The sequence below is a fragment of the Methanoculleus chikugoensis genome, from assembly GCF_019669965.1.
Taxonomy (GTDB): domain Archaea; phylum Halobacteriota; class Methanomicrobia; order Methanomicrobiales; family Methanoculleaceae; genus Methanoculleus; species Methanoculleus chikugoensis.
Genome location: NZ_AP019781.1, coordinates 1,033,095 through 1,052,512, shown reverse-complemented (window position 1 = coordinate 1,052,512; position 19,418 = coordinate 1,033,095). Strand labels below are relative to the sequence as shown.

Here is a 19,418-nt window from a genome sequence, read left to right as displayed (position 1 = left end):
TGGGACAGGACGTTCCACGATCGTGGAGACGTGATGCAGATGAGAGGAACTGCCACAGAGATGCAGGCACGGAATATTATACGGGGGAAGGATATTGCGGATTATTCGGTCAGGAACCCGCAGGGTGAGGATCTCGGGACGATCAAGGATGTCGTGATCGATACGAGCGAAGGCTGCATCGCTTATGCCGCCCTCTCGTTCGGGGGGATCCTGGGGCTCGGCGACAAACTCTTCGCCGTCCCCTGGGAGGCCCTGCGGTACAACGCGACCGACGACACCTTCGTCCTTGACATGCCCAGAGAGCGGCTGGAGAACGCGCCGGGCTTCGACAAGGACAACTGGCCGACGACCGCTGAACGCGGGTGGCTCACCGGGATGTACAGCCACTACGGGTATACCCCCTACTGGGAGCGTCGCTCCGAACGGTGAGCCTGCCGGAAGAGCAAGGACCAACCGGCCGCGGGCCCGTATGCAGAACCGGGCCCACGGGTGCTGATAATATTCCGAGGCAGATGGGGAGGCCCCGGAGACGACTGCGCAGGGAAGACCTGTTTCACATGGGGCTGTCCGGCCGCCACGCCGGGTTAAGGCGGGCATGACGTCGGGAAATACCGGACCAGGCCCCATATTTGCCGATACCGGCCCTCCGGGTGAGACACCATGGGCCAGTCTCCCCGGTGTGAATTTGAGGCTGCGATCAGCATAACAATAGATATGGGCAGGCCCGGTACGCATAGTGGCCACCATAAGAGAGAAAAGCCGGAAACACGAACTGCCCATTGCTACACCGAGGGTCAGGGTCCTCCGAACAGAGGAAACCTGCAATCCCGGATATAGCAGAGGACATTACACATAGTTCCGCGATGTAAACAAATTCCACTGGCTTTGCTTTGCTGGGTAATCCTCACGTACAACATACTCGAAATCCCCGGGATCGTTCGGATACTCGATCCAGTAGAATTTTCGTCCTATCTGGACATTGTATGCCGTCTCCCAGTCAGTTTTAACCAAGTTCGATTTGCTGTTTTTATAATTCACGATATTCTCTTTTGTTTGAACATAACCCAGCCCCGGGCGGATGGGATTATAAATAGTGTACCAGGTTGCATCAACTGATTTGATACCGTAATTAACAACCAAAAGATCGATAGCTGCGAGAACGGCGTTTCCGGTCATCTCGTGATCCGGATGCTCGTGGGAGTTTCTCGCAATGTGAACCGGCGCGTGTGAGTGTATAAGAATCATGTCTTTACTATAGTTCCCGGAGATAATCGTCTGATAGATTGTTTCCGCAAGGCCCTCTGCGAGTTTTTCACTGTATACGTTCTTCATCGTGCCGTTATGGAGACCTCCATCCGGATATAGATATGATTGTGATGAATTCGAGGGATCAGGATAACTCATTTGAACTTTTTCAACTACGCCGGAGCCGACCCGGGCATCGACCCGGGATCTCCAATCGAACTCCTGTATCATACTTGAGTTATCGAGGAACACATGTTGGTAAGAGCCGTTAAGCCCGCACCTCTTTCTAGAGAGATCGTTCGAATAGAAGCCTCTATTAAATACCTGGCCGTTGGGAGCAACCCAATTTTTAGAATCCGTTCCATCATCCTTTACCCATGCTCTTGCGGCATCCGATTCAAGGCCGTATTCGCGCCGATCAGCTCCTCCATCCGTCACAACGATCCAGAGAATCGGATGCCTGTTAAGATCGTACTTGTAGAGCGAACCTGACATCCCGATATCGATATCATCAGGATGGGCTCCGACGTATACGGCCAACGCGGTATCTATTGCGCTCACCCCGGCCGGCAATGTGAGGAGGAATATCGCGATGGTAACGGCGAGATAAACCGGTCTCATCATGAGCGACCCTTGAGCGCCGGTCAGACGATAAATTTATGGTGGCCCCTCCAGAGACCTCTCTGGAACCTTTGCTGGCGCGAGGCTGGGTAGAACCGTTTTACTGTTAAATGATGCTCATCGAATGGAATCCCGCTTGGAACAAGGTCGTATTTTCCTTTGCGAGTACTCGAACCATAAGATGGCCTTACCCGGAAGGGAGTCTGACGGTCGGCAGAACAAAAGACGTCCCGCCGATCGTAGACGTTTCAGGCCGGTGTCCTCCGGCAACAGCAGCTTGCCGACCTCGCTCTCCCGGAATGGCACGGTAAACCTTCAGGAAGAGCAGGCCGGCCGCGGGCCTGCGACTGTCCGGTAGTATTCACGGTGCTTCGTATTCACAGTGCTTCGGTATGGCAGGTATCCCCAACCGGAAAGCGGGCGAGAACCATGGTCAGTCGTTCGCCTGGCGCAGAAGAAAGCACAGGAAGATCTTATCATCCGGGTGTGCCTGTCGGGATCAACGCCGGGATTCACAGCAACAGGGCGATTGAGAGTGCCCACAAGGGTTCAAAGCCCGGGTAACCGGAGATCCCACGCCCGGGATGCCGTGGCGAACACTATATATGCCAACGCATGCATCCAGTGAAACACCGTGCTTCTGCGGGGAACGGCCGGAAGCCGGACCGGGAGGCGGAACCGCCCGGCCGCTCTCCACCGTTCCGGGGGTGTGCCGGTATGCAGAAGGTAATACCAAGACGGAAGAAAACCATCCGGGACATCGACGTGACGGGGAAACGGGTCCTCGTCCGTGCCGACTTCAACGTGCCGCTCGATGAGGAAGGAGCAATCGCCGACGACACCCGCATCCGGGCCAGCCTGCCGACGATACGCTACCTCTGCGAACGGGGAGCGCGGGTAATCCTCTGCTCCCACCTTGACCGGCCGAAAGGCGAGATCGTTGAGCGGTTACGCCTTGCCCTCGTGGCGAACCGACTCTCCGAACTGCTCGACCGGCCGGTCGCCGCGCTCCGGGACTGCATCGGGCCGGAGGTGGAGAGCGCGGTCGCGGCGATGAGCGACGGGGATATCGTCCTCCTCGAGAACCTCCGGTTCCACCCGGAAGAGCGGGCTGACAATCCCTCCTTTGCGGAGAAGCTCGCCGATCTTGCCGAGGTCTACGTCAACGACGCCTTCGGCGCCTCGCACCGGGCCCACGCATCGGTCGTGGGTGTCCCGCAGCACCTGCCGGCGGTGGCCGGGCTCCTTCTGGAGAGGGAAGTCGACGCGTTTACGCGCATCCTGCAGAACCCTGAGAGGCCGTTTGCCGCCGTTATCGGCGGCGCCAAGGTGAGCGACAAACTGGAAGTCCTCGAGAACATCGTCTCCCGGGTGGACCTCCTTCTCATCGGAGGGGGCATGGCGGCGACGTTCCTTGCGAGCCGGGGCTACCCGACCGGTGCGTCGCACGTCGAGACCGACCGCCTGGACGACGTCAGAAGGGTCGGGGAGAATGCAGAAAGACGCGGCGTCCGCCTCATCCTCCCCCGGGACGTCGTCGTCGCGGAGAGACTGGAGGAGGGCGCTTCGACCCGGGTTGTGCCCGCGACGGAGATCCCGGACGGCCGGATCATCGCCGATATCGGGCCTGAGGCTGCCGACGAGTTCTCCCGGGAACTCGGGCGTACCCGAACCGTTGTCTGGAACGGCCCGATGGGGGTCTTCGAGATCCCGGAGTTTGCGGAGGGGACCCGCCGGGTCGCCGCGGCCCTCGCCAACCTCCGCGGCACCACGGTCATCGGCGGCGGTTCGACCACGGATGCGGTGCAGCGGTTCGGACTTGCCGACGAGATGACCCATGTCTCGACGGGCGGCGGGGCCGCGCTCACTATGCTTGCGGGAAAGCCGCTTCCGGGCGTGGAAGTGCTCGAAGATGCGGAGGAGCCATGAAGCGGATCGGTATCCTGACAAGCGGCGGCGACGCTCCGGGTATGAACGCCTGTATCCGGGCGGCGGTGCGGACCGCGCTCGCGAACGACCTCGCTGTCGCCGGGATACGCCGGGGATACACCGGGCTCATCGCCGCCGACGCGGTGTCGCTCGACCGGGCGGCGATCCGGAACACCATCCACCTGGGCGGCACTATCCTTGAGACCTCCCGGAACCCCGACTTCTACACGAGGGAGGGAAGGCTCCGGGCAGCGGCAGCCATCGAGCGGATGGGGCTTGACGGCGTGGTCCTGATCGGGGGGGAGGGGACGTTTCACGGCGCAAGCCTGCTTGCCGCCGACGCGGATACTGCAGCGCTCGTGGGGGTGCCGGGGAGCATCGACAACGACGTCTACGGGACCGACTACTGTGTCGGGTTCGACACGGCGGCGAACTGCGCGGTCGAGGCGATCGACCGCATCCGCGACACGGCCCGGTCCCACGAGCGCCTCTTCTTCCTCGAGGTGATGGGGCGGACGGCGGGGTTCCTGGCACTCGAGAGCGGTATCGCCGGCGGCGCCGAGGAGCTGGTCATCCCGGAAGAAGAGGTCTCGATCGACCGGATCAGCGAGCGCATACGGGCGGGGTTCACCACCGGGAAGAAGAGCGCAATCGTGGTGGTGGCGGAGGGGAAGACGCCGGGTATCTCCTTTGAGATCGCCCGGGAGATCGGGAAGCAACTCAACGCCGACCCCCGCGTCGTCGTCCTCGGGCACCTCCAGCGGGGCGGGCCGCCGACGATGCGCGACCGGGTGCTCGGGAGCCTCCTCGGTGTCGCCGCCGTCGAGGCGCTGCTTGAGGGCCGGAACGGGTGCATGGTGGGAGAGATCGGCGGCGACCTTCGATGCACCTCGCTTGAAGAGACCTGGCAGAAGAAGAAACCCCTCGACGAGAACTTATTGCGGATATTTTCGTTCCTCTCGGAATAGGGCGGGTGAGCGGAATACCCATGGATGCAATCGAAGTGATCGACCTCACCAAACGGTTCGGTGACAACGTCGCCGTGAACGGAATCGGGTTTAAGGTGAGGGAAGGAGAGACGTTCGGGTTCCTCGGCCCGAACGGGGCGGGCAAGACCACCACCATCAGGATGCTCACCGGCATGACCGGGATCACAAGCGGCCGTGTCCTGATCCACGGCCACGACATCGTCCGCGACACCCTGGCCGCAAAACGGCTGATGGGCGTCGTCTCCGAGACGTCAAACGTCTACGACGAACTCTCCGCCCGGGATAACCTCGTCTTCACCGGCCGGCTCTATCACCTCAGGAAGGCTGAGATTGAGAGGAGGGCCCGGGACCTCCTTGAGACCTTCGGCCTCTACGAGCGGCGTCACGAGCCCGCGGAAGGGTTCTCGAAGGGGATGAAACGCCGCCTGACGCTTGCCATGGGGCTCGTGAACAGTCCAAGGATCCTCTTCCTCGATGAACCCACGTCCGGGCTTGACGTCCAGAGCCGGCGGCTCATCAGGGACGTCGTCCAGGACCTCGCCCAGAAGAACGTCACCATCTTCCTGACGACCCACGACATCGAGGAGGCAAACGTCTCCTGCGACCGGGTCGCCATTATCAATAGAGGGACGATTGCGGCGATCGACGCGCCGGAGAAGCTGAAGCAGACCTTTGAGAGTCTCCAGTCGGTCGAGATCTCCTTCGATGCCACGAGGCCCGGTCTCCTCGAGGCGCTTGAAAGGCTCCCGCAGGTCAGCGACGTCAGGAAAGAGGGGGACAAGTTCCGGCTCTACACCGCGGACCCCCCGGACGTCCTCGGTTCCCTCTGCGTGTTTGCAAAAGAGCAAAACCTGCGCCCAATCAGCGTCACCACCCTCGGGCCGAGCCTGGAGGAGGTCTTCATCCGCCTCACCGGGCTCTCCGTCGGCATGAAGAAGGAGGCGAGGGGAACCGATGCCGGGGTGGTTTGAGCGGGTCTCATGCGACATCGGTGCAGCGTGGGCGATAGCACGCAAGGACATGAAGATCTATTACCTCAAACCTTCTATCCTGGTATCCAGCCTGCTCTTTCCGTTCGTTATGTTCCTCGCCTTCGCCATAGGGAGGAACGCTCCCCCGGGAACCCTGCTCCCGGGTCTCCTCGCCATCACCCTCCTCTTCAGCGCCTCCTCCATCGAGCCGGTTTCCATCCCTATCGAGCGGAGGACGAAGACCTTCGACCGCCTCCTCGCCGCTCCGGTGTCTGTTCAGGCGATTGTCCTAGGGTCGAGCCTGAGCGGGGCAATATTCGCATCTGCGATCGGCGTCGCCACAACTGGCGTTGGCCTGGTTGCCTTCCATGCTGAGATTATCCACATCGTGGCGCTTCTCGTCGCGCTCGCGTTCACCTCCCTCTGCTTCTCGATGATGGGCACACTCTTTGCCGCCTACCGCACGGAGAACGTAGGCGAGGTAATGTCGCTCTTGAACCTCGTCCGCCTGCCCCTCCTCTTCATCAGCGGGGTCTTCATCCCCTACGCGAGCATGCCGGCATGGGGGCAGAGCATCGCGCTCCTCTCCCCTCTCACCTACGCTCACGACTTGATACAGTTTGCGTTCGACGGGACGACCCGCTTCGGCCCGGGCGTCGATACCGTTGCCCTGGTGCTGGCGATCATCGTCTTCCAGGTCGCGGGGGTCTTCCTCTACCGGAGGTCACGGGAGTAGGCCGTGCAGGTTCCCGGGTTAGACGGACTTCTCCCAGCCCTGGCCCATATCGATGAGGGGCCGCACCTCGCCGACCTCGAACGTCACCGAGGCATGGATCATCGCCGCCGCATCCTCACCCGCGGCCGCGGCGATCTGCCTCCGGTAGGTCTCCAGCGTCTCTCCGGAGGTCGCGTAGTTCTTCATTTTCAGGTAGACCCGGAGGCCCTTCCAGTCCGCAAGCGTCGCTCCCTGCTCCATGATCGTGAAGACGGCATTGGGATTCTCCTGCAGGTAGGCAAACGTGCGGTTATTCCCGAGCCCCATCACGACGGTCTTCTCGTCGACCATCATCGGCGACCCAAAGACCGCCGCATCGATCTTTCCTTCTTTGTTTGCGGTGCTGAGCACACCGAGCCTCGGTTGTTTGTTGAAGTAGTCCATCAATTTAGATACCATAGATACATTCCTCCTCTGAACCAGAACTAATCGTCCTGTCCTAAATAGATATGGGTATGGGCCGCACGAGCCCCATAGGCCGCCGGGAGAGGCCCGGGTTCCCCCGGCCCCCAAGAGGCCGATCGAGAGCCTGAATTCCCGGAAGGCGAGCCGGAACTCCCCGGGATACCGGAGTGGGAGTTCAACGGCACCCCACGGTCCAACCCGGACGGCTACAACCGCCATAATCCGGTAGATCATATCGAGAACTGGACGACGCCCATGCTCGTGATCCAGGGGAGACAGGACTACCAGGTGCCGGATACGCAGAGTCTTGCCGCCTTCACCGCCCTCCAGAAGAAGGGCATCCCAGGTCAGCTCCTCTACATCCCCGATGAGAACCACTGGGTGTTAAAGCCGCGGAACAACATCTTCTGGCACTCGACCAGCCTCGACTGGATGGACCGGTGGACGGGGAATGCCGCAACGTGAGGGGTCAATCGGCCATCGTATGGCACGAACGGCCATCTCCGGGGCCGTTAATACCCCGTTGCGTAGTAGTAGCCGCCCTCCTCCCGGACGCGAACCGGGACGCGGAAGAGGTCGCCGATGGCCTCGTCGGTCAGGACTTCCGCCTTTGGGCCGTCCATCCGGACGGCGCCGTCCCGCATCAGGACGACCCGGGAGATCTCGGGGATGATGTCGTGGAGGTTGTGGGTCACGAGGATGATGCCGGTGCCCGACCGTGCGATCTTTCGGAGGGTTTTGCGGAAGGTGTGAAGCGCGTGGAGATCGAGGCTGTTCGTGGGCTCGTCGAGGACAAGGGTGCCGGGGTTGTGGACAAGAGCCCGCCCGATCAGGAGCCTGCGACCCTCGCCAGAGGAGATCTCCGTCATCGGGCGGTCGGCGAGGTGGGCGACCTCGAGAAACTCGAGGATCTCGTCGGTCTTCTGCTCCATTCCAGGGGTCACCTCGTGGGAGAGGAAGAGGCCGATGCTCGAGAAGAACCCCGAGAGGACGACCTCGCGGCCGGATATCCTGCGGACGAAGGTCTGCTGGAGGTCGCCGGAGACAAGCCCGATGTGCGACCGGAGGTCAAAGGCGTCCCACGTATCCTGCCCCCGGAATCGGAAGACAGTCTCCGGGCCCGGCGAGGAGGGGTAGTACTCGCGAGTGATCGCCCGGATGAGCGAGGACTTCCCGGCCCCGTTCGGGCCGAGGATGGCGATATGCTCTCCCTCCCGGATCGTGAGCGATACCCGGTCGAGGAGTCTGTGGCCGTCCCGGACGACGCTGACGTTTCGGAACTCGACGAGCGGCGGTGACTGTTGAGCGTCGGCGGTGCTATCGGTCATGCCGCCTGCTCCGTTGGGTGGGGTCTGCGATGCAGGGATCTCATCGGATATCGCTCTGTATATTGGACGGTTCTCTTCAAAAGGTATGCTCCGTCATCACGGGGAACCAAGCAGCGCCGCAACTCTCTCCGGGTCGTCCGTGTAGATATGGAGGAAACCGGCGGGCTCGAGCCTCACTCTGACGTGGCCGGGATACCGCAGACTGAGAAGGGCGCGATAGAGCGACTCCAGTATAAACACCATCCAGCCGACCGCCAGGAGAACCTGAAAGCCAAGATAGGGATCAGCGGCCGGGTCGCCCGGGTAGCGCATCAACCAGTTCCCTACGCCGGCAAAGAATATCGCTGCAGTCATGAGTACAAGGAGCAGTGCGGACACCCAGCGGGGTATAGAGAGGTAGGGTCGTTTCACCTCGACCGACCGGATCGTGTCCTTTCCGAAGACAAGCGGCCCGGTATGCGATCTCCGGATGGTGACGGAGTTCCCGGAGAACTCGATCGCGGTCCGGTACGGATCGAAGTAGATGCGCCATGCAGCCCACGCCAGAAGGGAGACGGCCAGGAAGGTAAAGGTGAGAGCGGGCCACAGGGAGGGGATCAGAACGGATATCACGAAGAGGGAGAGGAAGGTGAGGACGGAGAACGGCATCAGCACAAAGAAGCGAGGACTGGTGTACTCCACGAACACGTCCTCCACCACCTCCCGGCTGCCGCCTTTAGCGGCTTCGAACCCGACCTCACCCTCCAGCGCGGCGTACCGCCGCCGGCAGGCTCCGGCGGCGGCGTTCGAGCACCAGCCCATCCACCGGCGTATCGCTTCAGCGAACTTCATCGTCATGCGGATGCCTCCCCGCCGACGTTTGCGCGGTAGATCTCTTTCCGGTGGAAGAGATAGATCGCCATGATGATGATCCCCCCGACAAGCGTCGCCGCTCCCCAGGTCAGCGGCTGCCAGGTGACGATATCGCCAAAAAGCGTCTCCTTCTCGAACTTCTCCCCGGCACGGACACTCTGCGCGTCGTAATACACGGCGACGGCGGAGAGGAGGATGAGGATCGGGAGGAACTCACGGTCGTAAACGACCGGGAGGAGCCAGGCCAGGGCAATGAGGATCAGCAGCATGTTGTCCTGGTAGCCGCTCCGATCGCCGCCTGCGGTGCCGGCCGGCTCCGGGCCGGGGTCTGGCTCCGGCTTCTTTCTCTGCCACGCATCCCCGTAGCCCGCTTCCGCGCTCGTGCGCCGGACGGGTCTGACGGCGTCGGCGTTCGGGCACCAGCCGAGCTTCTTCCGGATATACTCCATAACGACCGTCATCCGGCTACCCCCAGTGTTTGGGCTATCCGTTCGGGGTCGTCCGTGTAGACTGCGGCGATCCTCTTCGGCGTCGTTATCGTCAGGGTTCGCGGGTACCGTGTCCGCACGTAGGTGCGGTAGATGATCACGGGGAAGAAGATAGCGCCGCCAAGCCCGAAAATGAACCGCATGGAGGTCGGGTTATCCCATCCAAAGTATATACCGGCGGCCGCCGATACGAGAAGGGGCGCCAGTGCCGTCGCAAGGAGCCATGATGGGACAGGGAGTTTGTTCTCTCCCACCTCCGCCTTCACGACGGCATCTTTCGGGATGACGATGGGACGAAAGAGCGGCCGCCTGATGGTGATCGCCTCCGAAGAGATCTCGACGCGGGCTCTTCGTATGACACTGTACAGTTCCACACCGGAGAAAGCCAGTATGACACCCAGCAGGATAAGGCGCCCTGCAGGGGCTGTCACAGCGAGGCAGCCGATGAGCAGAGCGCCAGCAACAGGCAGAATGAGGTAGATTGCCGGAGTGCCGATCGGGCCGTAATCCACCAGTGCACCCTCCACCACCTTCTGGCTGCCCTCTCTCGCCGCCGTACCGACCTCGCCCTCCGGCGCGGCATACCGGCGCCGGACGGTGCCGGCAGCTGCCGCGTTCGGGCACCAGCCCATCCACCGGCGTATCGTCTCGGAGAACTTCACAGGCATACAGGTTCACCCTCCGCTACCGCATCCAGGGCATACATCGACCCCTTCTCCGCGATCAGGGTAGTCCGGTGCCGCCACTCCCAGAGGAGCGTGATGCCGTACTGGGCCCAGCCAGCAAGGCTCAGACCCAACATGAACCCGAGAATCGGGCCGAAAGTGCGGCCCAGGGCAAAATACGCTATAAAGCCGGCGAGAATAACGGCGGCCGCCGGCGTGCTCAGACGCCGGACGATGCGCTGCCTTTTAGTCATGTTGGCCTCGATGAACTCACCGGCAACAACCTGTGCATACTGCCTCCGGTGACCGGCCAGGAAACCGAGGGTAAATCCCACCCCAATGGCAAGGCCCATCCAGACCTCCGGGTACTCCGGAGCGTCCTCGATCAGGAGAAAGGCCGTAGCTGCCGCCGCCGAGAAGGCCACTGCCGCGACGAGCAGCCGGTTGTGGTAGCGGTGCCACCATCCAGATTCGGTCCGGGGGACACAGTCCTTCCCGCCCGCCGCTACGGCCGTAACCGGCAGCACCGTTAGATCCCTCCGCATCGACGCCTGCATGGGACACCACCCAAGATACGCCCGTATCGTCTCCATGAGAGTCATAACATCATCTCCAGGATTCTTTGTCTGCCCGCTATCATTTCCCTCAAAGTGGGTTCACTGCTGATCTCCACCCCGAATATCTCCCGGACGGGTGTGCAGACCAGATCCATCGCTCCACGAGTTATCATCAATCTGTTCCCTCCGGTGCGCGTCGCCGTTCCCAGATGTAGAGTATGGGAAAAGAAACGATACCAATAAGCACGAATGCCTGGAGGAGGGGGATAATGGGATACCCCAATGCTAGGTAGCGCAGAAGAAAAACCATGGCTACTATGAGGTAGAAGACAAATGACCGCGCAACGGTGACGCGTTGAACCTCACCGTCGGTGAAGACAATGCGGGCCAGGAACAGGCTGATGACGATAAGGACGGGAAGCCAGTAGATCTGGCTGATAGAGTACGCAAGGGATGCGTAGAGGTAGATTAGGAAGATTATAGCGAGAAGGGCGGCATCGAACGCTTTCTCGATGGCAGCTCCTCTCCGCTTCGTTTTCTTCTCTCTGTTTCTTAACCCGAGAGCGTGGTGGAGGATACTCACAGGATTGGGATCGGTCAAATGCTCTTTTCGCCTGTACCACACCACGATGCAGAAGACTACTGCAGTGATCGCCAGTGGCAGGGGAAACAACAGAAATGCCGGTATTGGGAGATAGCCGGCTGTGATGACGAAAGCAGTGATGATGACCAAGATCCAGAAGACTGCAGTTGAGCGCCAGAGTTCCTCTTTGGCGATTGAATCGATCTCCATGTTTATACCGCCGACCCGTCGCCGGCCGTCATGTGGAGTGTCCCCGCGCATGCCGGACCCCGGCTGCATCTGCCGGTGCGCCTGCCCCTCCGCGGGACACCATCCGAGGTACTCCCGCATCGTCTCCATGAGCGGCATCACACCATCTCCCGGAGTTTCGCAAAGAGTTCGTCGGCCATGCGGGTCGGATCGTCGGTCTTTTCAAGCGTAATCCCCAGTTCGTCCGCGTAGCCCCAGAGGAGCTCGATGCACCGGGTGTATCGCTGGCACGCGCCGCAGTCGCCCTCGTGCTCGTACCAGACCTGCACCCCGTGGTCCGCCGATACGAAGACGATGGCTGCGGCGTCAAACGGGACGGAGCGGCCGAAGAGGACGCCAATCTCTGCGTTCAGGCGCTCGATCTCGATCTGGTTCGCCTGCGCCATCGAAAGAAGCGTCTCCTCGACCTTCCGGTCCATGGCAAGCAGCGCCTTCGAGACCGCCTGGCGGGATATCTTGAAGCGGTCCGCGATCTGGACATTCGGGAGGCCGGTGCGGCGGAGGCGCCAGAACGCAAACTGCCTGTCGTTTAAGGGGATAGGCATGCGTCAACATTCATAGGTTGACGATATATACATTTCGATTTGTTTCACCGCTAACTCTCCTGCAGGGCCGCCCACGTGCCCGGGGAGATCGGTGTACCTCTCCTACCCTCTCCGCTCATGGAGGCAATCCGAATCGTGTATGAAACCGCACGAAAAGAAAGCCATAATGCCCTGAAGATCGTTGGAATGAGTGGTCACTCCAGAACGACCGGTCACACCCGCGAGGCCCGTATGACCGAGGACAGGGACAGAAAAAAGACCGCCATCGTCGCTACTGCCGTCCGGCTCTTCACGGAGAGGGGATTTCACGGCACCCCGACGTCGCTCATCGCGCGCGAGGCCGGCATCTCAAACGGGACGCTCTTTCACTACTTCCCGACGAAAGAGGAACTCATCAACTTCGCCTACTTTGATATCGAAGTTGTCCCAAAACCTCTTTGCCGGGAGGGGGACACCCGCTCGCACCTTGCGGTGCTCAAACTCCCTCCGGTCGCACCTCCCCGGACCCTCCACCGAGTGGCGATACCCGATGGGAAGCCGTTTCACCCCCCTTGCCCGGGATATCGTTCAGAGGGGAGAAACCTCGGAGGTGAGTGTTCCGATCAGGGAGTGTGGAACGTTCAGGATCTTTTCGGGATGACCTCGTCAAGAACCGGATGGCGGAGGAGATCGGCAGGAGGGTTGACGGGAGAATGACGGATAGCGGTTCTTTGAGAGAGGAGAGGAGGTACTGACCATGCTGTATCGGAAGATGGAGAAGACCGGCGACGAACTCTCGGTACTGGGCTTCGGCTGCATGAGGCTGCCGACGAAGGGTATGGGCATCGATGAAGAACGGGCGATACGGCAGATCCGGTACGCCGTCGACCACGGGGTGAACTACCTCGACACCGCGTTGATGTACCCGGGGAGCGAACAACTCCTCGGCCGGGCGCTCGCCGACGGCTACCGGGAAAAGGTCAAACTGGCGACGAAACTGCCGCATATGCTCATTAAATCCCGCGAGGATATGGACAGGATGCTCGATCTCCAGCTCAGGACCTTAAAGACGGACCATATCGATTACTACCTGATCCACAGCCTCACGAGCTGCGAAGGCTGGAGGAAGATGAACGACCTCGGGGTCGCCGGGTTCCTCGATGCGGCAAAGGCGAACGGCCGCATTGTGAACGCGGGTTTCTCGTCCCACTGCGGCGTCGAGGCCTTCAAGGAGATCGTCGACGGCTACGACTGGGACTTCTGCCAGATCCAGTATAACTACCTCGACGAGACGAACCAGGCGGGGACCGAGGGGCTCATGTATGCGGCTTCAAAGGGGCTCGGCGTCGTCATCATGGAGCCGCTCCGGGGCGGCTACCTCGCGAGGGACCCGCCGGCGCAGGTGCGGGCCGTCTGGGACGAGGCCGACGTGAAGAGGACTCCGGCCGAATGGGGGCTCCGGTGGGTCTGGAACCACCCCGAGGTCACGGTGGTCCTCTCGGGGATGAACGACGAGCAGCATATCGAGGAGAACATCCGGATCGCTGGCGAAGCCCGCCCGAACTCTCTCACCGAGAAGGAACTTGAGATCGTCGGCCGGGCGGCAGAGGCTTACCGCAGCCTGAACCGGGTGGGCTGCACCGGGTGCCGGTACTGCATGCCCTGTCCGGCGGGCGTGAACATCCCCGGATGTTTCGAGGCCTACAATACCGGCGGGGGAACGCTCCCGTCGAAGGTGATGTATCAATTCCGTATCGGAGGGAAGATGGACGGAGCGGAACCGGCGTATGCGTCGTTGTGCAAAAACTGCGGCAGATGCGTGAAGGTATGCCCGCAGCATCTCCCCATCCCGGAGCACCTCGCGGAGGTTGCGAGGGAGTATGAGACCGTCGGCGCCCGGATCATCGGGAGCGTGACGGAATACGCCCTCAGGCTCATGCGCTGGAACACGCTGAGGAAATCCTGAAGCGGCACGGATCAGAATATTAATCCCCACCGCCCCGGAACAGGGCCATATGGACACAGCACTGCGCGACGCCTACACGCGACTCCACGAGAACTACTTCCCGGGGACGGACCTCCCGATCGCCTTCGAGGTCGGGGGTGTGACCGACGGGGTGGAGGAGGCCTCCGCCCCGAAGGGCTGGAGGTGCTTCGTCTGCGACCTTACGAAGGTACGGAACGGCAGAAGCCTCGCCTTCTCCGAAGAGTCGATCGGGTGCCGCGGGGGGAGGTTCTACCTCGGCTACGACGCCGAGCGGTTCCCCGACTTCCGCTACTTCCTCTCCACCGGGAAACCCGGCGAGATGGAGGGGGAGCGCTACAAGCAGACGCCGGAGATCGTCGACGAACTCGACCGGGGGACCGCCCGGATACCGACGAAAGGTAAGGAGATCGTCTTCAAGCGCTGGGACAACCTCACGGACGCGGACAACCCGGACGCCGTCGTCTTCTTCGCGCGGCCCGAGGTGCTCTCCGGCCTCTTCACGCTTGCAAACTTCGACCGCTCAGACCCAAACGGGGCCGTCTGCCCCTTCGGCGCCGGGTGCAGCTCGATCTTCTACTATCCGTGGCTCGAACAGCAGAGCGAGAACCCACGAGCGGTGCTCGGGCTGTTCGACCCCTCGGCACGGCCCTGCGTCCCGCTGGACATCCTGACGATGGCCTTTCCCATGAAGATGTTTGAGAAGGTGGTCGGCTTCATGGAGGAGAGTTTCCTCATCACAGACTCGTGGGAGAAGGTGATGAAGAAGATAGACCGGAGCAGCAAACTGCATTCGCCTTAAAATTTGGGTGGCGAGAATCACCCGAGCGTCCGGTCGAAAATGCTGCGCATTTTCTCCAGCTCCTGCTGGGCGCTTACGCGCCCACCAGTCGCTGGTTAAAGAACCCCACCATCTCCTGATATGCGCTCTCCGCGACGGGCGTCTCCGCGAGCTGCCCGCCCTCGCCGATCATGAACCCGTGCGGTTCGCCCTGGTAGACCTTGAGCTCGAAGTACTTCCCGGCCGCATCGAGCTCGGTCGCGTAACGGTAGATGTCGGCCACCGGGCTCGCCTCGTCCGCCGTGCCGTGGATGATCAGCATCGGGTCGGTGATGTTCTCGATGAACTCCGCCGGGGGAGTCCCGTTCGCCTGCCCGCCGGAGTAGGGGAAGCCGTACCAGGCGACACCCGCACTGAACTCCTCGATCCGGGGCAGGAAGAGCATCGTGTAGCGCCCGCCGGCGCAGAATCCCGTCAGGCCGATGCTGCTCTCATTCACTTCCGGCCGGGTCGCGAGATACGCGACCGTATCCCGGACCAGCGCCTCCGTCACGTTGTCCTCCGGCGCCTCCCCGAAGGTCTGCCACTCGGGGACGATGACGACGAACCCCTCCGTCGCCAGGCGGTCGGCCATGACCTGATAGCCGGGCTCCAGGCCGTTGAAGGAGTGGAGCAGCACCACAGCCGGATACGGGCCGCCGTCCTCGGGCGTCGTGATGTAAGCCGGATAACTCCGGTCCCCGCTCTGGATCTTCACCGTCGTTCCGTTCCGCATCCCAGCAGTCCCGATGTCGGCGGCGCCCACACCGCCGACGAGAAGGAGCAGGGATACGACCGCTGCAAGCAGGAACACATATCTCATAGGTTTCCCCCCGTTCCAGGGTGCACCCCAATCCTGCTCGCGTCATATAACGGTGACGCCCGTTCGGCAAAAAAAGTGGTCAGATGAGTTCCCGGATATCCGCAAACGTTGCGTTCTTCGGGACCCAGACGCTGCTCTCGGTGTAGTTCAGCCCGCCGGTCGCGCGGAGCTCATCCAGTTCGTAGATCCGCGGCCCGTACTGGTACCCGGTCTCGTTCAGCCACCATGCCGGGTACCCGGGCTCCTCGACCGCCTCCGTCGTCGGGTCGGTTATGAGGCCGTTCGAGTACGTGACGATCAGCGTGCCCGACAGATCGTGCCATTCCTCGATGATCTCGTCGCCCCGCGTGACGGTGAAGTCCGTGAGGAGACGTAGCGCCCCTTCATCGTCGCCGGCGGCGATGAGGTCGGCCGCCTTTCTGTCGGTCTCCTGCACGAGGACGATCGACTCGGCCTCGAGTTCGCCCTGTTTTTCGTTGATTTCGTCGATCATCGCGTCGTAGCGAAGCATGGCCCAGTTCGTCACAAAGTCGAACGTCCAGTAGGCGGTACTGCTATCATATGTCGACCGGTCGCCAGCTGCGTACGCGGCTGATACGTTCGTCGAGCCCGCGTAGATCGGCGCATAGACCGTCTCGTACGCGACCGCCGGACCGAACCAGAGCACGCCTCCCACCGGGTCGGGGAGGGACGAGCGTGCTTGAGCGACGTAACTGTAACTGCAGAAGATCTCCGAGATCGGCCGCGGATTCGCCCCGGGACGGACCTCCATGTACGATCCGTTCTGGAAATTGGTGTGGGCGTCGGCGGGCCCCAGGTAGCGGTATGGGTTCCCGAACGGCCCTGCGGTCCCACCGCTCGATAGGTCGAATTCGGTTCCCTCGTAGTGATCCCGGAAGAGCGAGAACGCTCCGGTCAGGTTGACCTTCTCGTCGGGCGCGATGGTGAACGGGTACGCCTTCGTGTACGAGTTCTCGACGTACGGGCTCAGGTTGAGCGACGGGGCAAGCCGGTCCTGGATACGCCAGACCCGCATCAGCGAGTAATAGGGATGCGCATACTCGCCGTAGCTGACGGCCTCGAGCCAGTCGAGGGGGCCGTCCGCAGGCGACCACACGCCGCCCTCGTCGAGTTTAGTGAAGAGATCCTTCGAGTAGATCTGGTCGGGGTTCCCGGGAACGACCTCGCGGATCCTGAACTCGTTTGCCGCGACGAAGACCTCTCCGTCGGGGATCTTCTCTGCAACCCAGAGACCCCCGCCGTCCGCCTCATCGAGGCTCGAGCAGATCTCGATGACCCATGCCTCCTGTGGGTCGGCGAAGACGAGCGTCTCGCCGGTTCCATAGTAGCCGTAGGTGTCGATCAGACCGCCGACCAGCTCGACCGCCTCCCGCGCTTTCGTGCACCGCTCGAGCGCCACGTTCGAGAGCTCCGAGGAGTAGAAGATCCGCTTTCCTTCGGCTGCATCGAACTCGGCTTTCGCGTAGTCGGTACACTCGGCGGAGAGGAGCTGGTGTTCGTTCATCATGCCGTACGAGCCGGTGTAATAGGCGTAGGTGTGCGGCACCTGGTCGATATGCCCGAGAACCAGGCGCGAATCACCGGCGCTCGCGCCTCCCGCCGCATCCGAACCGCTGTCGGGATCGAAGAAGACCGGCCTCTTCTCTCCGGGAGCATGGTCGGCCGCTGGAACGTAGAGTATGCTGATGTCGTCGATGTTCCTCCAGTCTTTCCCGACACCGTCGTTCGTATGCCCGACGTACATCGACCCGTCTTCGGATGCGCCGGGGGTTATCGCAAAGACGGTGCATGCCGCTGCATTTGAAACCAGAAGAAGCACGGCGAAGAGACAGAGGCAATTTTGAAGAAAATGAGTCGTACCGATACGTATTCGCATGAAGGAAAAAAGGCGACCCGGGTAGAAAAACATAGCGAATTTATTGTCGTATTCGACGCCACTTTCGGGAAAAATGCCCACCTAGACTGAATGTTATTCACGCACCACCCTCCCGGCGCCTGCTCTCGGCCTGACGGTTCCTGCCGGCGGTTTATGGAGGCACGAACCGAATGAAGGGCGTCAGGAGACAAAAAGGAGTATAGTCCGGCCTTCTTGTGCCTTTGCAGGTACCAAATGCCAAAGGTTAATTGCAGAGGTATCCTAAAACCGGTTCACGGATAGGGGTCCAATTCCATTCAAGCGTTCTACCCGGAACGTCGCCGGATCAGCCCACAATAAGGCCGGCACCGGGAGCGCTCGAGAGAGTAAAGGTAGCGTAACGAAAGTTCTGTAAAATTGAATTGGCCCTGGATCCAACCTAGATTTGGACAAAGGAGAAACAGGGCCATGGATCCCTTAGCGTTAATCGAAGATTATCTTTCCGATCAGGAGAACGGCATGAAGACGCTCATCACCTGGTTCCTCAACCAGGTGATGCTCGCAGAGGCCCTCCAGCAGGCAGGAGCCGCCCAGTACGAACGCACCGATGCGCGGAAAGCGCATCGAAACGGTTACAAGGACCGATCCCTCAAGACCCGATACGGGGAGACGATCCTCCGGAAACCGCAGTTCCGGGAGTTCCCGTTCGAGACACAGGTCTTCGGGCGCTATGCCCGGGTGGAGAAAGCTCTGGTGAACGCAATTGTCGAATCCTACCTCCAGGGAGTTTCGACGAGAAAGATCCAGGAGATCGTCAGTCATCTGGGGATCGACCAGCTCTCCCCGGCTTCGGTCTCCCGGATGGCCAAGAACCTCGACGACCAGGTGCAGGCATTCTTCCTGCGGCCGATCGAACAGGCTATCCCATACCTCTTCGTGGATGCCTCCTACTACAAAATCCGGGACGGAGCACGATACGTCACCAAAGCGGTCCTGGTGGTCGCCGGCGTCCGGGATGACGGCTACCGGGAGATCCTGGGCGCAAGAATCACGGATTGTGAGAACGAAGAATTCTGGTCAGGAATGTTCGAGGAGCTCAACGAACGGGGACTCACCGGGGTTCAACTGGTCGTCTCGGATGGGCATACCGGCATCCAGAAGGCGGCTGAAGCCGCCTTCCTCGGTGCATCCTGGCAGATGTGTCAGGTTCATTGTACCCGAGCTGTCTTGAGGAATATTCCTCGGAAACACCAGAAAGAGGTTGTAGAAGGCCTGAAGGAGGCCTATGGAAGTGAACAAAGGCTTCAAGATCTCGCTGATGACCTGAATGCCAGGGGGTACCGGAAAGCAGCCAACACCATCGAACGATTCCTCCCCGGGCTTATGAGTTACACGGCATTCCCAAAACCGCACGGGAAACGGCTCAGAACGACGAACATGGTGGAGCGGGTCAATAGGGAACTGAAACGGAGAACCAAGGTTGTAGGCGTGTTCCCGAACGAGGAATCCCTTCTCCGGCTGGTCGGATCTATCCTGATGGACATCAACGAGGAGTGGGTCACCGGCAGAAGGTATTTGACGATGGAGAAGGAATGATCAGACAAGGAGACAGGGCTCAGGCAAATTACAGAAGATCTGAGACGTTACCAGAGTAAACCGCTCCGGGCTGCCGGTGATAACCTCCCCACGCTCCCGGTTCGCTCGACAGCGTGTCTTATGAAGGAGGATCGAATT

At 61.0% G+C, this 19,418-nt stretch carries 21 protein-coding genes; 10 read left to right on the top strand and 11 right to left on the bottom strand.

What is annotated here, in order from left to right; translation table 11 throughout:
• The first annotated feature begins 39 nt into the window (after window positions 1–39).
• The gene (locus tag MchiMG62_RS05420) at window positions 40–429 is read left to right on the top strand and encodes a PRC-barrel domain-containing protein (RefSeq protein WP_244987816.1); all 390 of its coding nucleotides are present in this window, start codon (window positions 40–42) and stop codon (window positions 427–429) included.
• 417 nt (window positions 430–846) lie between these two features.
• Here MchiMG62_RS05420 and MchiMG62_RS05415 read toward each other — a convergent pair whose 3' ends face one another.
• Window positions 847–1,869 carry a PIG-L family deacetylase gene (locus MchiMG62_RS05415; RefSeq protein ID WP_221058232.1) on the bottom strand — a complete coding sequence of 341 codons (1,023 nt, stop codon included), beginning with the start codon at window positions 1,867–1,869 and terminating at the stop codon, window positions 847–849.
• A gap of 714 nt (window positions 1,870–2,583) precedes the next feature.
• Here MchiMG62_RS05415 and MchiMG62_RS05410 point away from each other — a divergent pair.
• The 4 genes from MchiMG62_RS05410 to MchiMG62_RS05395 are packed head-to-tail and all read left to right on the top strand — an operon-like array spanning window position 2,584 to window position 6,491.
• Window positions 2,584–3,795, top strand: a complete 1,212-nt coding sequence (locus MchiMG62_RS05410) for a phosphoglycerate kinase (RefSeq protein ID WP_221058231.1) — start codon at window positions 2,584–2,586, stop codon at window positions 3,793–3,795.
• On the top strand, window positions 3,792–4,763 hold the full coding sequence (locus MchiMG62_RS05405) for an ATP-dependent 6-phosphofructokinase (RefSeq protein ID WP_221058230.1): 972 nt from the start codon (window positions 3,792–3,794) through the stop codon (window positions 4,761–4,763). Before MchiMG62_RS05410 ends, MchiMG62_RS05405 begins: the two co-directional genes overlap by 4 nt.
• A gap of 20 nt (window positions 4,764–4,783) precedes the next feature.
• On the top strand, window positions 4,784–5,755 hold the full coding sequence (locus MchiMG62_RS05400) for an ABC transporter ATP-binding protein (RefSeq protein ID WP_221058229.1): 972 nt from the start codon (window positions 4,784–4,786) through the stop codon (window positions 5,753–5,755).
• Complete coding sequence (locus MchiMG62_RS05395) at window positions 5,739–6,491, top strand: ABC transporter permease (RefSeq protein WP_221058228.1); 753 nt, start codon at window positions 5,739–5,741, stop codon at window positions 6,489–6,491. The genes MchiMG62_RS05400 and MchiMG62_RS05395 overlap by 17 nt, the downstream gene beginning before the upstream one ends.
• Window positions 6,492–6,509: 18 nt before the next feature.
• On the opposite strand, the gene MchiMG62_RS05390 is transcribed toward MchiMG62_RS05395, so the two are convergent.
• Entirely contained in the window at window positions 6,510–6,929 is a 420-nt protein-coding gene (locus MchiMG62_RS05390) for a pyridoxamine 5'-phosphate oxidase family protein (RefSeq protein ID WP_221058227.1), read from the bottom strand.
• A 165-nt stretch (window positions 6,930–7,094) separates the two neighbouring features.
• Here MchiMG62_RS05390 and MchiMG62_RS05385 point away from each other — a divergent pair, with 165 nt between their 5' ends.
• Complete coding sequence (locus MchiMG62_RS05385; RefSeq protein WP_221058663.1) at window positions 7,095–7,400, top strand: prolyl oligopeptidase family serine peptidase; 306 nt, start codon at window positions 7,095–7,097, stop codon at window positions 7,398–7,400.
• Between the two features lie 47 nt (window positions 7,401–7,447).
• On the opposite strand, the gene MchiMG62_RS05380 is transcribed toward MchiMG62_RS05385, so the two are convergent.
• The 7 genes from MchiMG62_RS05380 to MchiMG62_RS05350 form a co-directional block, all read right to left on the bottom strand.
• Window positions 7,448–8,263, bottom strand: coding sequence for an ABC transporter ATP-binding protein (locus tag MchiMG62_RS05380; protein ID WP_221058226.1), 816 nt, complete (start codon window positions 8,261–8,263; stop codon window positions 7,448–7,450).
• Window positions 8,264–8,359: 96 nt separating this feature from the next.
• Window positions 8,360–9,100 carry a DUF1673 domain-containing protein gene (locus MchiMG62_RS05375; RefSeq protein WP_221058225.1) on the bottom strand — a complete coding sequence of 247 codons (741 nt, stop codon included), beginning with the start codon at window positions 9,098–9,100 and terminating at the stop codon, window positions 8,360–8,362.
• Complete coding sequence (locus tag MchiMG62_RS05370; protein ID WP_221058224.1) at window positions 9,097–9,576, bottom strand: DUF1673 domain-containing protein; 480 nt, start codon at window positions 9,574–9,576, stop codon at window positions 9,097–9,099. The genes MchiMG62_RS05375 and MchiMG62_RS05370 overlap by 4 nt, the downstream gene beginning before the upstream one ends.
• Entirely contained in the window at window positions 9,573–10,271 is a 699-nt protein-coding gene (locus MchiMG62_RS05365) for a DUF1673 family protein (RefSeq protein WP_221058223.1), read from the bottom strand. Before MchiMG62_RS05365 ends, MchiMG62_RS05370 begins: the two co-directional genes overlap by 4 nt.
• Window positions 10,262–10,870, bottom strand: coding sequence for a DUF1673 family protein (locus MchiMG62_RS05360; RefSeq protein WP_221058222.1), 609 nt, complete (start codon window positions 10,868–10,870; stop codon window positions 10,262–10,264). Before MchiMG62_RS05360 ends, MchiMG62_RS05365 begins: the two co-directional genes overlap by 10 nt.
• Before the next feature lie 127 nt (window positions 10,871–10,997).
• The gene (locus tag MchiMG62_RS05355) at window positions 10,998–11,756 is read right to left on the bottom strand and encodes a hypothetical protein (RefSeq protein ID WP_221058221.1); all 759 of its coding nucleotides are present in this window, start codon (window positions 11,754–11,756) and stop codon (window positions 10,998–11,000) included.
• A complete protein-coding gene (locus MchiMG62_RS05350; protein ID WP_221058219.1) occupies window positions 11,756–12,202 on the bottom strand; it encodes a hypothetical protein in 447 nt (148 codons plus the stop codon). The genes MchiMG62_RS05355 and MchiMG62_RS05350 overlap by 1 nt, the downstream gene beginning before the upstream one ends.
• A 75-nt stretch (window positions 12,203–12,277) precedes the next feature.
• Here MchiMG62_RS05350 and MchiMG62_RS05345 point away from each other — a divergent pair, with 75 nt between their 5' ends.
• Genes MchiMG62_RS05345 through MchiMG62_RS05335 form a run of 3 tightly spaced genes read left to right on the top strand, consistent with a single transcriptional unit; the run spans window position 12,278 to window position 14,967 of the window.
• A complete protein-coding gene (locus tag MchiMG62_RS05345; protein WP_244987815.1) occupies window positions 12,278–12,898 on the top strand; it encodes a TetR/AcrR family transcriptional regulator in 621 nt (206 codons plus the stop codon).
• Between the two features lie 40 nt (window positions 12,899–12,938).
• The gene (locus MchiMG62_RS05340) at window positions 12,939–14,147 is read left to right on the top strand and encodes an aldo/keto reductase (protein ID WP_221058217.1); all 1,209 of its coding nucleotides are present in this window, start codon (window positions 12,939–12,941) and stop codon (window positions 14,145–14,147) included.
• Window positions 14,148–14,196: 49 nt separating this feature from the next.
• Window positions 14,197–14,967, top strand: coding sequence for a DUF169 domain-containing protein (locus tag MchiMG62_RS05335; protein WP_221058215.1), 771 nt, complete (start codon window positions 14,197–14,199; stop codon window positions 14,965–14,967).
• 73 nt (window positions 14,968–15,040) lie between these two features.
• Here MchiMG62_RS05335 and MchiMG62_RS05330 read toward each other — a convergent pair whose 3' ends face one another.
• Together MchiMG62_RS05330 and MchiMG62_RS05325 are read right to left on the bottom strand one after the other, a co-directional pair.
• Complete coding sequence (locus MchiMG62_RS05330; RefSeq protein WP_221058214.1) at window positions 15,041–15,808, bottom strand: dienelactone hydrolase family protein; 768 nt, start codon at window positions 15,806–15,808, stop codon at window positions 15,041–15,043.
• A 79-nt stretch (window positions 15,809–15,887) separates the two neighbouring features.
• Window positions 15,888–17,648, bottom strand: coding sequence for a dipeptidase (locus MchiMG62_RS05325; protein ID WP_244987814.1), 1,761 nt, complete (start codon window positions 17,646–17,648; stop codon window positions 15,888–15,890).
• A gap of 504 nt (window positions 17,649–18,152) precedes the next feature.
• On the opposite strand from MchiMG62_RS05325, the gene MchiMG62_RS05320 reads away from it, so the two are divergent.
• On the top strand, window positions 18,153–19,280 hold the full coding sequence (locus MchiMG62_RS05320; protein ID WP_221056709.1) for an IS256 family transposase: 1,128 nt from the start codon (window positions 18,153–18,155) through the stop codon (window positions 19,278–19,280).
• Window positions 19,281–19,418 lie beyond the last annotated feature (138 nt).